The 13044-nt window shown below is 43.8% G+C and carries 8 protein-coding genes and 1 pseudogene; 7 read left to right on the forward strand and 2 right to left on the reverse strand.

The window, feature by feature from the left end; translation table 11 throughout:
• Window positions 1–153 precede the first annotated feature (153 nt).
• The 6 genes from rdgC (at window position 154) to AC5YBZ_RS12130 (ending at window position 8237) form a co-directional block, all read left to right on the forward strand.
• The gene (gene rdgC, locus AC5YBZ_RS12105; protein WP_494521262.1) at window positions 154–1065 is read left to right on the forward strand and encodes a recombination-associated protein RdgC; all 912 of its coding nucleotides are present in this window, start codon (window positions 154–156) and stop codon (window positions 1063–1065) included.
• A 439-nt stretch (window positions 1066–1504) separates the two neighbouring features.
• Window positions 1505–3658 carry a tetratricopeptide repeat protein gene (locus AC5YBZ_RS12110; protein ID WP_494521261.1) on the forward strand — a complete coding sequence of 718 codons (2154 nt, stop codon included), beginning with the start codon at window positions 1505–1507 and terminating at the stop codon, window positions 3656–3658.
• 185 nt (window positions 3659–3843) lie between these two features.
• The gene (locus AC5YBZ_RS12115) at window positions 3844–5400 is read left to right on the forward strand and encodes a GGDEF domain-containing protein (protein WP_494521260.1); all 1557 of its coding nucleotides are present in this window, start codon (window positions 3844–3846) and stop codon (window positions 5398–5400) included.
• Between the two features lie 159 nt (window positions 5401–5559).
• Window positions 5560–6912: a nucleotide 5'-monophosphate nucleosidase PpnN gene (gene ppnN / locus AC5YBZ_RS12120; protein WP_494521259.1), complete on the forward strand. Its 1353-nt coding sequence runs from the start codon at window positions 5560–5562 to the stop codon at window positions 6910–6912.
• A 21-nt stretch (window positions 6913–6933) separates the two neighbouring features.
• The gene (gene xni, locus AC5YBZ_RS12125; protein ID WP_494521258.1) at window positions 6934–7701 is read left to right on the forward strand and encodes a flap endonuclease Xni; all 768 of its coding nucleotides are present in this window, start codon (window positions 6934–6936) and stop codon (window positions 7699–7701) included.
• Between the two features lie 140 nt (window positions 7702–7841).
• On the forward strand, window positions 7842–8237 hold the full coding sequence (locus AC5YBZ_RS12130) for a DUF3192 domain-containing protein (protein ID WP_494521257.1): 396 nt from the start codon (window positions 7842–7844) through the stop codon (window positions 8235–8237).
• Window positions 8238–8273: 36 nt separating this feature from the next.
• Here AC5YBZ_RS12130 and AC5YBZ_RS12135 read toward each other — a convergent pair whose 3' ends face one another.
• Together AC5YBZ_RS12135 and AC5YBZ_RS12140 are read right to left on the reverse strand one after the other, a co-directional pair.
• A complete protein-coding gene (locus tag AC5YBZ_RS12135) occupies window positions 8274–8798 on the reverse strand; it encodes a methyltransferase family protein (RefSeq protein WP_494521256.1) in 525 nt (174 codons plus the stop codon).
• Between the two features lie 94 nt (window positions 8799–8892).
• Window positions 8893–11724 carry a S9 family peptidase gene (locus AC5YBZ_RS12140; protein WP_494542960.1) on the reverse strand — a complete coding sequence of 944 codons (2832 nt, stop codon included), beginning with the start codon at window positions 11722–11724 and terminating at the stop codon, window positions 8893–8895.
• A gap of 289 nt (window positions 11725–12013) precedes the next feature.
• Between AC5YBZ_RS12140 and AC5YBZ_RS12145 the strand changes: the two are divergent.
• Window positions 12014–13022, forward strand: a pseudogene (locus AC5YBZ_RS12145) (isocitrate dehydrogenase).
• The last annotated feature ends 22 nt before the right edge of the window (window positions 13023–13044 follow it).

Here is a 13044-nt window from a genome sequence, read left to right on the forward strand (position 1 = left end):
GTAAGGCTTTGAGCAAGACTAAAAGTAATGTGACAGTTTGATGAATTATGCTAAAAGCGAACTTTTTATGACATTTTGCCGCTAAGCGATAGCGGTTTACCCGACGTCGACAATGGCTTACACTGCGGCTTTATTTTTGATTGGGCGCCTATCATGTGGTTTAAAAATCTTACTGTTTATCGTTTTAATAAACCTTTCTCTGTCGATACAGAAGCGCTAGAGAAGTCACTTGAAGACTTTACCTTTTCTCCCTGCTCAAGTCAGGACATCAGCAAGTTTGGCTTTTCAAAAGCATTAGGTAAACTCGGGCACACCTTAGTCCATAGCGCAGGTGACAGACACCTTATTTGTGTCACCAAAGAAGAGAAAATTCTCCCATCACAAGTGATTAAAGAGGCGCTTGATGAAAAAGTCATGCAAATCGAAGATGCAGAAAATCGTAAACTGGCGAAAAAAGAGAAAGATGCATTAAAAGATGAGATCACCACGACCTTGCTACCACGCGCTTTTTCTCGTCGTAGCCAGACTCATGCGTTGATCTTGCCTGAGATCGATATGATTTTAGTCGACAGCTCAAGCGCCGCTAAGGCAGAAGAGTTACTCGCGCTACTGCGTAAGGCATTAGGCTCGCTACCGGTTATTCCATTGAGCTTTAAAACGCCTATTGAAACCCAGTTAACCGATTGGTTAAAAGCCAATAGCGCACCAGCGCCGTTTGAGATGCAAGATGAAGCCGAACTCAAATCTGACTCAGATGAAGGTGGTATTGTACGCTTCAAGCAGCAAGATCTGACCGAAAACGAGGTCCTTGCCCATATCGAAACGGGTAAGCAAGTACATAAGTTAGCACTGCATTTTGCTCAATCCATTGCGTTTGTACTGCAATCAGATGCTGGCATTAAACGCCTTAAGTTTTCTGAAGAGTTTAGAGCAGGCAATGACGAAGTGGGCACCGAAGATCCTATCGCACGACTGGACGCAGACTTTGCCTTAATGGGCAGCGAATTAATCGCCTTGATGAACGCCTTAGTGGAAGTGCTTGGCGGTTTCGAAGATAGCCTGTAAAGCAGTTAATCACTAAGTTAGTGAGCAAGGCTTAACCTGACCTATTGGTTAGCTCTGCAGGTATGAATAAAAAGCCACCACCATCTGCGGTGGCTTTTTGTATCGAGTTGCCAAACCTTAAGATAAATTGACACTTTACCGCCGTAAATAAAGGTAAGCTTCAATCGATATTAAGCAATAAACGTTAATAGAAATAACACATCCAGCTAGGTGACAGGCTTAGACTAAAGTCTATATAGCACTTAACCTCGATAGAATATTCGACGATAAAAAAGACATTTAAACTCAAAATCAAGCGTATAGCTAGTTTCTCGCGCGTCTCCTTCTGTTACTATTGTTGCCACATCAAGTTCGTCCTCATACCTCAATAACATTGAGTTACGAACCTAATTTAAAAATCATAATAAGCCCTTAATTAAAGGGATGTGGCGAGATCCTCATGCGCGCTTTTTTCTATTGTTTATTAGTATCGGCATTCTTGTATTGCTCTGCGGCAACTGCCGCATATAGCCAACTTCAACTTGTATCACAAGAGGTTAAAATACGGGAGACGCCTAGCCTGCTTTTTGAAGAGTTGATGCCACCTCTAAACTTTGACCTCAGCTTTAGCAGTGACATTGAATTTAGACAATTGGCGCTTGAGCATGGTTTCGATGCTGATGAATTAGAAGAGCAACTGCAATGGCTCGCACGTATCTATCTTGAGCCAGGGTTAGGAGAAAACACCAGCATAAGCAAGGCTAGCGCTCTCATTGCGTCACTAGAAACCATTGCTGACACACCTTACGACATCAGTAATTTATACATGTTACAAGCACGTAAAGCAGGAAGAGAAAAGCAAGATTACCAACAAGCCATTGCGCTTTATACTCAAGCCCTTAATCAACTAGGTAACACTGAAGATATTCGCACCACGCTGCTAAGACACAATATCCATCACCAAATAGGCGATCTCTATCGTATTACACTACAAATACCTCAAGCCCAACTCCACCTTAATCAATATCGACAACTCGCCTATCAGCTCAATAATGACTACCTCAGCGCCAACGCTGAAGCAGCATTAGGCAAACTCTATACTCAAAATGAAGAATTTACTAAAGCATTACAACATTACACCGAAGCATATCGTCGCTCAGAAAACATCAACAAACCTTTCTTAAATGCAACATTATCACTGAGATTGGCACGGGTTTATCGCGATCTACAATCTTGGGATGAAGCATTACAATATGCTCACAAGGCAGCAGACAGTTTTAAAGCTCTCAATAACGATAATTATTTATCAAGTTGCATGACAGCGATTGCGATTGTTTATGCCGAGCAAGGGTTATGGAACCAAGCCATTGATTATTATCTTAATGCGCAACAAATTGATGTCAAAAGCGGTAACCTAACCGCTCAGGCGCTTAACTTTCATAATTTAGGTGAAGCCTATTTTAATAACAATGAAGCCCAAACCGCATTAGACTTCTTAGTAAAGGCTAACAACTTATTTTTACAGAAAAAAAGCAAACACTACCTAGTATACAACGACCTACTTATCGCTCAAGTTGCCAGTAGCCTTGAAGACTGGCGCATGGTTAATCACTATGCCGCCAAAGCCTTTCTGTTAGCCAAAGAAAAAAGCCTCTTAGAGCAGATGATTGAGGCATTACGCTATCGCATTCAAGCCTTTATCGCACTAGGAGATACAGAAAAAGCCCACAATGCGCTAACACAACTGCTCGACCTTAGCGAAGAGCTTAATCAACAAGCCAATGAAAAAACAGAACAGCATAGTAATAGCCTTGCAGAACAAAAGCTTGAACTACAATTAAGCCAATTAAAAGCCGCAAGTAACCTCCTACAACAACAACTTGCACAGTTTAAAACGGCATCAGTGATAAGCCTTGCATTAGCAGCCCTATTGTTATTGTTTTGTCTTTATCAATGGCGTAGTAAGCAACAAATTCGCCGACGTAAGTTCAACCTAAAACGCCAATTGTCTACTGAACCCGTTAGTGAAATTAATGGCTACCGAGGGTTAATTGAATCCTTAGCCCAAATCGACAATCTAGCCATGGTGGGATTAATTTCCTTAACCAACAAACACAATATCGACATCGAATGGGGACTGGACACTTCTGCACAAGTGCAGCAGCAGTTTATACACCAATTAAACCAACAACTCGATTGTGACAGTTACCTAATCCGCCCGGGCGTTTTGGCTATTACGCTCAAAAAGATGCAAGAACGCCAAACACTGCTGGAAAATATTCGCCACGTGCTTGACTCCCAACCTAAGCTTAATGATGCCCAGTTACATTTAGGTATATTGAGCCTACCGCTACTACAAGACCCCGATATTAAACTCGAACCAAAAACCTATTTTGATGTACTGCAAATGATGGTCGCTGGTGCGATAAGTCTCGGCCACAATAAAGACTATTTTGTCTCAATCACACCACAGAGTTTTGCACCTGTCGCTGTGTTCTCCGCGCCGCTCTATTCACACTTAGAAAAAGGCATTAATCGCGGTTTAGTCAAAGTGGAATGTAATGATGATAAAACGCTTATTCGTTGGTCAAATAATGACTCTGCTACAGCTTAAATGATCAAAAGTGCGGAGAATGACGCAACTCGCGCCTAAAGTTCGTTTGCTTACCCCCTTTAATGGGATAACATAAGTGCCATATAACTTGCTTTAAAGTGCTATCAATTTAGCTATTTCAAGATGCACGGCCCAGGATATTTTTACCATTATGATTACGCGTAATTACAATTATAAGGTCTAGCATGAAAGACTCTATGGCTAGTGTTTCACAAGTATCACTTTTGCAGCAGAAACTTCATTCTGCTAGAGCTGCATTAGTTGAACTCAGCGAACAAAAAAACCAAAATCAACATTGTTTGCTGCAATTTATCAGTCAGTTAAGCCTCGCCTGTAAAGGGCAAAATATCGAACTGGATAATAAATTAGCTAAACTGCGTCATAACTTGACAAACGTCGAACAAATCGAAGAAGTCTTACCTGAATTAGTCGAAGTTGAGCATTTAATTAAACACCAATATCATCATGTTATGGCGCAGTTAGAAGATGGCCGCGCAAGCTTAACCAAAGTGGTACGCCAGCTACAACGATTTGACTCGTTACCCGAAAAACTTAAAAAAGAGATCGCCTATTTCAAACAAGATTTAGGAAAACCTTTTCATAGTTATTGGGATTATTTCCCAAAAGTCAAAAGCCTAGTCAATTTTTATGATGCTATTTTACAGGCGCAATTGACCCAAGGTCACTCCCTCGAGATATTACCCAAACACCGCCAACTTGCCCATGAGTTGGCTCAAATGATCTCAGAAATCGAATTTAGAAAAGATCAGCGCGATCAAGTCTTAGTCATTAAAGACTATTTGGCCAGTGAAATAGACATTGATGGTCTTATCGATGCTTATCAAACCGTATTAACCCTATTACTGGAAAATATCGCGCTAGAAAAAAGTGCCTCACAAGAATTTTTATATGTACTTAACGATGCGCTATCGGCCGTGCGAGAAGTGGTTACTGACTCCTATAATAATAGTCAACGCAGTTACCAACTCAAACAGCAGCTTAATAGAGAAATTAATTTACGAGTAGATAATGTGGGTGAAGCGGTTATCGATATTAATAATATTGACCAGCTCAAATCACAGGTCACTCAACAACTGGTCTCTATTCGTACTGCTTTAAGTCGCAAAGAAGCGTTGGAACAACGTGAGCAAGCCCTACTCCGTAAGTCGATAGAAACGATGCGAGACGAACTCAATGAGTTGAGTCAAGAGGCCAATGCTTATAAAGAACGGTTATTTGAGCAACAAAAACTTAATATGCTCGACTCACTGACACAACTGCCCAATCGAGCCGCCCTTGAAGATCGAATGGAGCTTGAGTACCGCAATTACCAACGCCATAAAAATCCACTATGGGTCGCAGTGGCCGATATCGATCACTTCAAGGCCATCAATGATAGTTTTGGTCACAGCACAGGCGATAAAACCTTGCAGGTGATCTCCATGGCACTGAAAAACTCCTTACGAGAATCTGAGTTTGTAGCCCGTTACGGTGGTGAAGAGTTTGTCCTACTTATCCCCGATGTCTCGGCGACCGATATAAAGTATCTGCTCAATCGCGTAAGGGAAAAAGTGAAAAACATTCCTTTTAAATTTAAAAATCAGAGAATTACAGTTACAGTATCTATAGGTGCTGCACAACTTCTCGATACCGAACAGATAAATGAAACCTTTGAACGAGCCGATGCTGCACTCTATCAGGCTAAACATGAAAGCAGAGACAGAGTGATTATTGACGCGTAACCCGAGGCCAAGGCATAAACCGACAGCCGAAGATTTAGCCATCAACTTAAGTCCCCTGACATAAGTCATATCGCTAAAGCTACATCACTTTTAGCATAGTGAGCATCCGGACATTCTCCTGTCATCTTCATGCGTCACTGTGCACATTAAGGAGATGCCATGATCGTCAACATCAGTCCTAGAGGCAGTATGGATCAACTTTCACAACTGGAAGTCGATCGCCTCAAACAAAACGCCAGCAGCGAACTGTACCAACTATTTCGCAGTTGCGCGCTCGCGGTACTCGCCTCCGGCTCCCACACCGATGATGCCGTTCAACTATTTGAACAATACAAAGATTTTAATATTAATGTGCTACGCCGTGAACGTGGCATAAAGATAGAGTTAATCAACCCACCAGAAGCGGCTTTTGTCGACGGTAATATTATTGCGGGCATTCAAGAACACCTGTTCGCCGTCTTACGCGATATCGTCTATTTAAGTGACCGTTACGATAACCTCAAACATATTAACCTCACAAATTCGAGCCACATCACCAATGTGGTATTTGATATCTTACGTAATGCTCAGGCTATTCCTCGCCGCGAACCTAATATTGTCGTGTGCTGGGGTGGCCATAGTATTAATGGCGATGAATACCAATACACCCGCGAAGTCGGCTATCAGCTAGGTTTACGCAATCTCGATATTTGTACTGGCTGTGGTCCTGGCGCAATGGAGGGACCAATGAAGGGCGCGGCGATTGGTCACGCTAAACAGCGGGTCCGCGATGCCAGATACATAGGCTTAACCGAACCCAGTATCATCGCCGCCGAGCCGCCCAATCAAATTGTCAATGAACTGGTCATTCTACCTGATATCGAAAAACGCCTAGAAGCCTTTGTACGCCTTGGTCACGGTATCATTATCTTCCCCGGCGGCGCCGGAACCGCCGAAGAGTTGCTCTATCTACTGGGTATTTTACTCAGTAAAGAAAATCAACCACTCCCTTTTCCACTCATCTTAACAGGGCCAAGAGAGAGTGAAGATTATTTTAATAAAATTGATGAATTTATTGCCGCTACATTAGGCAAAGAAGCGCAAGACAAGTACCAAATTATCATAGATGATCCTGTGCATGTGGCTCGCATTATGAGCCATGGCATGGATGATATTAAACACTACCGTAAGGAGATTGGTGACTCATACCAGTACAATTGGTCACTTAAAATTGAACCCGAATTCCAGCTACCTTTTACACCCACCCATGAAGTAATGAGTAATTTAAACCTATATTTTATCAATAACAAAGCGGAACTAGCCGCTAACCTAAGGCGCGCATTTTCAGGCATCGTCGCGGGAAATGTGAAAATGGATACCATCAGAGATATTCAACAATTTGGCCCATTTGAACTTAAAGGCGACCCTAAACTCATGGCGATGATGGACACACTATTGCAAGCCTTTGTCGACCAACAACGCATGAAATTACCCGGTAGCAAATATCTTCCTTGCTATAAAATCATCAGCTAACGCAGAGACCCGATACCGTTTATGAATACGTTTTTAATCATTGATGGACTGAATCTAGTGCGGCGTATCCATGCCGCCCAACCCAACGAAAATGACGTTAATGGCTTACCCCAACGTGTCGGTTCTGCCTGCTTAAAACTACTCAAAGTCCACGAACCGACCCATATCGCTATTGTCTGGGATGGTGATGCGATCTCTTGGCGTAAACGGTTATATGAAGATTATAAAAAAGGCCGTAAACCTATGCCAGATGCGCTAGCAAAAGCATTAGATGGCATTAAAAACTACTTGGCAGAGCTTGGAATAAACTCAATCAATGCCCAAGCGGAAGCCGATGATGTCATAGCCACACTCGCCACTAAAATGAGTCAAGCGCACAGGGCCATTATCGTCTCAACCGATAAAGGCTTCACGCAATTATTGCACCCCAACATTTTACTGTGGGACTACTTTAACCAATGTGATATCAGTATCGCAGAGCGCGAACAAAAGCTAGCTGTCGATCGCAGTCAATTCATCGACTTTTTAGCACTAGCTGGCGATAGCGGTAATAAGATCCCCGGTGTGCCCGGCATTGGCCCTAAATCGGCTGCTGAGCTATTAAAAACCTATAGAACGTTAGCCAATGTATATGCTTCACTAGAGAGTATCGGCGCGAAACAGGCACAGAAACTTGAGCAGGGAAAACCACTTGCCAGACTGAGCTATAAATTAGTCCAACTTCAAACTGATATACCACTCAACACCCATTTGGCCCATTTTAGAATCAAGCAGGCCAATAACGCGTAAACATTGGCTTACTGAATAATTGAGTACATTTACCAAGCTAAAGCTATCTTCGCTATTTCATCTGTTTTATATTGTAAAGGTTATGTTAACTGCAAAGGCGATATTCTGTTTACCGCCAATCATAAGGAGCGTATACCGGCATGAAATCAAAGGTCCCCGTTATTATTGGTACTCTGTTTGCGGCTTACGTCGCTTTTGTACTTGTGGTTGTATTGGTTTATGAACCAAGACCTGAAGATATGGACTGGCAAGATAGACAGGCTTACAACAATGCAAAGCTGAGTGAGTTAACCTTAGGCCAACCATTAGATACCGTCACATTGGTGCTAGGTAAAGCCGATTTTTCAGAGGCTAAAACTGTCGAGCAAGACTCGCTACAAGTGTTGTTTTACCGCACTCACCACAGTCAATCTGATGGTGAAACTACGCGGGATGAATGCACCCCACTGCTGTTTAAAAACAATAAACTTATTGCATGGGGTCAAGATACTTATCAGCAATATTTAACCACTAATGTTGGCGGGGGAAACCCATAGCAGAGCTTAATCAACAACATAATCTAGATAGTGCGATTAACACCAGCGCCTAACACGCTGACAATACTCGCCATACGCTTTAGGAAAGCGGGCTCGCAGATAACGCTCCTCAGGCTTAATCGCAATGTAATACACTCCCACGCAGCTGGGGATCACACTAAATATCACCCATAGCGAATCGAGTACCACTCCCAGACCAAGAGGATAGAGACAAAAAATCACATAAATTGGGTTACGCGAGTAACGATAATAGCCACTGGTGATGATGCATGAGGCCGTCCCCCAAGGCTCAATCGAAGTACGGTTTCGTTTAAAAATCAACAGTAAATGCACAAGCATCAACAAGCCAAGTAACATCAGCAGCTGCGCCAACACCTTAACGACTGTGGGCAACGTAATACCCGACGGATAATACAGCTCAGCCACATAGGCTAACCCTATCATAATGATAAAGACTAGCGGTGGTGGAAACTTTACCCTAGCACCTTGGTTGTGCGCGCCTTGATTGTCGCCAAGGGTTTTTGCTCTGTCAGTATCTGCATCGTTATTTTTAATCGTCATGGGCATTCCTGTTGTTATTTTGGATAACAAAAAGCCGAGCAAGGTTGCGCTCGGCTTTCACTCAATTAAATTATTGCTCGCGCATCAACATCACTTAATCGGCTTTTTTATACTCAGTATACGCTTCGCCTTGCTGCAACCATTGCGGCGCTGGCGTGCCTTTAAGGTAATGATCGAAATACTGCATCATACGTAGGCTGTAATCGAGTTTATTGGGGTACTTTTTCAGATGATGAGGCTCATCTTCATACTGTAAAAACACCACCTCTTTACCCGCACGTCGCATGGCTAAATAAAGCTCAACGCCTTGCTCCCACGGCACGGCATTGTCTTTGTCGCCGAACATGATCATCATAGGTGTTTTAATCCGCTCAGCATAGAATACTGGTGAATTTTCGATATATTTTTGCGGCGAATTGAACAAACTTTCACCTATACGACTCTGACCCGTTTCATACTGAAACTGACGGGCAAGGCCTGTTCCGTGACGTATGCCACTGTAAGCACTGGTCATGTTTGCCACTGGAGCCCCTGTTACCGCCGCTTTAAATATATGGGTTTGAGTCACCGCAAATGCGGTTTGATACCCGCCCCACGAATGACCTTGAATACCAATCGCCTCTCTATCGGCAATCCCCATTTCAATCAAATGCTGTACACCAGAAGTTAAAGCCTGAACCGATGCCGCCCCCGGATACCCTACTTCAAAACGGATATCGGGTAAGAAAATAGCGTAGCCATTGTCGGCATACCAAGCAAAATTGGGCCGATGGTTGAGTTTCATTTGCGGAAAAGCATGCAACCTGTCACTCATAAAACGGTAAAAATAGACCAGTACAGGATAGCGTTTACCCGCTTGGTAATTGCTCGGTTTAATTAATACGCCATCCAATGGCTGGCCATCACCATTGGTCCAGTGTACCAGCTCAGCATTACCCCAATCGAGACCACGTTTTTGGCTATCTAGGTCGGTTTGACGCACTGCGCGCTGCGGCGCGCTAATATCGCTGCTGTATATATCGGGGTACAGGTCATAACGCTGCTTACTAAATAGTACCGTATCACTGTGCTCTGCACGGGCTAAAGGCGTGAGTTTATAATCGCCTTGCATCAATGCCTTAACCCCAGCTACCCCAACCTTAGCCTGATAAAAACCATCACCTTTAGTACGCTCGTTATAACCATGTAATAACACGCTTTGGCCATCGGTTAAGGTTGTGGGTTTATTTTTATGCTCCACTAAAGCTGCAACTCGATATTGGATCTGCTGCTGACGCCCTTGGCCCGCCGTAAGCGTAAACCCAGTAAATGATTCGGTATTAAATTGCCAAATATCATATTTATCATAAGCTAAAAGCGCCGAGCCATCGTCCAGCCAGGGACCAAAACCGTAACTCGGTGCGGCCGAGGGGTAATCATGATCTTCGTCGGCAAACGGCGTATCTATCCCCATGGTGAGGTGCACGCGTCGATCTTGTGCTATCTGATAGAGAAATAGCTCACCTTGCTGGTAATACGCCACAAAACGTCCATTTGGCGATAAGGTCGGTACTTCATCACTGGGCTGCTGGGTTAAAAACAACGTTTTGCGGCCCGTATTGATGTCAACAATATAGTAGTCGTGGTAAAAGCCCGCCCAGGTGATCATTTTAAGATAAGGCTTATCCGAACTGGCAATCAAATAGCGCTGCTGCTGTTGCAGCTCAATATCTGGAACTTGTAGATCAGCTAGTTGCACCACTTGATTGCTATCAAGATGCAATACCGCTAGATAACTGCGCTTAAGATCTTTTTCATATTGTTTTATTTCGTTAGGTTTAATCCTAGGATCGTCGCCATGCCAAAGCTTAAGACCACGCTGAGCGGTGATCATACTAGGGTCAAAAAGATCGGACTCTGACGCCACTTTAGGCAGCTCAAGCTGTTGGCTTACCTGAGGCACACGACCAAAAAATAGGCGCTGGCTATCATCAGAAAAGGTCAGTTCACTATAACGATTAAGGGTCCATCCATCTGTATTGGAAACGCTATGAGCGCGGCCATCGGCTAAACCATATAAGCTCAATTGGTATTCACGGCCAAAAGGCGCCTGTGATGCCGCACCAAAAGTATGTGCCACAAAGCGGCCATCTTCGCTTACTGCTACCGCACCAATTTGTTGGTCAACATAGGTTTGTAGCACAGTTTGTTTATCGGTAGTTAGATCGATTAACACTAAATTGTGCACATTGGCGGTGATATCATTTTGCGCCACCAGCGCATAACGGCCAGCCTTATCAAAATAATAAGCAGTCACTTGGTCGATTTTTTGACTGCTAGCACCGTTTAAGTTTACTAATTCTAAAGTGCGGCCTTTATCGTATTTATCCACTTTAGGGGCGCTGGTGTCAGTCGCCTTAGGGGTAGCAATCTCAGTAGCAGCGCTTTCTTGAGGCTCACCCTCCTCTTGAGTATCACTTTCATCGGAAGCCTCATCGGCCACATACCAGATGGCCAGATGCGAGCCTACTTCATTAAAAGCAAATTGCTCGACGCTGGCATACTGCACTTGGCTACCGGTATCGGTATTGAGTAATACCAACCCCGACTTTAATTGCTTACGCGCCTTATCTGTAGCCATCTCTTGCGCAAGTAAAGTCGGCTCAATCACAAACGCGGCAAAACGACCATCACGATTGATTTGCGGTTTAGATCCGCCTTTCACTGTAAATGACTTCTTGGAGTCGAGTCGTTTCGCTAAACCGTGACTATCGCCGCGATCGGGGGCAACTTCAACGGCAAAGGCGCTCCCTTGGGCTGCTAATACTGGCTTATGCAGTGACTCAAATTTCATGATGGCGCTGGGGGTGACATCTGCGGCAAACGTACCGGCAGAAAAGAGGCTGACACATAACATGGTCAGTGATGCTGTAGGTAATAACTTCAAGGCTTTCCTCATTTATAATTATTTTATTAACAATTTTGTCGCATGCTGTCGCTATATCTTAGACTAAAGTAGACTTTTTTAACGCTTAAGGATCAATCATCGTCATTAGCCTTTATTAATGCAAGTTAAGCGCAACAAATAATGTGATTTTGCTCACTATTTCCTGTAAAACTTGCGCGAAAGTGGTTAAAATAGAGCGGATAAGTTTCTAAACAATTCATAGTCATAAAACCGTGTCTTCGACATGGTCAGACAATAGCAGTAACGACCAACCGTGGAAGGACTCTCCATGTCAAAAAGAACAATTACCGTGATCCCGGGTGATGGGATTGGACCTAGTATTATCGACTCAGCAATCAAAATTTTAGATAAAGCAGGCTGTGATTTTGAGTATGAGTTTGCCGATGCAGGTTTGGCTGCGCTTGAGAAGCAAGGTGAGCTTCTTCCGCAACGTACTCTCGATTTAATTGAAAAAAATCGTATTACCCTTAAAGGTCCACTTACCACTCCAGTTGGCGAAGGCTTTACCTCAATCAACGTGACTTTACGTAAGCGATTCAGTCTTTACGCTAACGTACGTCCTGTATTGTCTTTTAAAGGTACTCAAGCCCGTTACGACAATATCGACATTATTACCGTACGTGAAAATACCGAAGGTATGTATTCAGGGCCTTGGACAAACTATCTCGGCCGATGGTGACACAGCCGAAGCCACCAGCATTATTACGCGTCAAGGCGCTGAGCAGATCACCACATTTGCTTATGAACTTGCTCGTAAAGAGGGCCGTAAGAAGGTCACTATCGTGCATAAAGCCAACATCATGAAGTCTACTTCCGGTCTATTCCTGAAAGTGGCACGTGAAGTGAGCCTACGTTACCCAGACATCACGACCGAAGAGATGATTGTTGACGCAACTTGCATGAAGCTGGTGATGAACCCAGAAAACTTCGATGTGATTGTGACGACTAACCTATTTGGCGACATTTTGTCAGACTTGTGTGCCGGTCTTGTCGGTGGCCTAGGTATGGCTCCTGGCGCCAACATTGGTAAAAATGCCGCGATCTTCGAAGCCGTTCATGGCAGCGCACCTGACATTGCGGGTAAAAACTTGGCAAACCCAACTTCAGTGATCTTAGCTTCTATCCAGATGCTCGAGTACTTGGGTATGTCTGATAAAGCCGAAGCTATCCGAGGCGCTGTGTCGGCAGTTATCGCCGAAGGCGATCGTACTACCCGTGACTTAGGCGGTACTCACGGTACTACCGATTTCACTCAAGCTGTGATTGACCGTCTTTAATGGTTTAACACCTCATTAAAAA

This window comes from Shewanella sp. 553 (assembly GCF_059338375.1).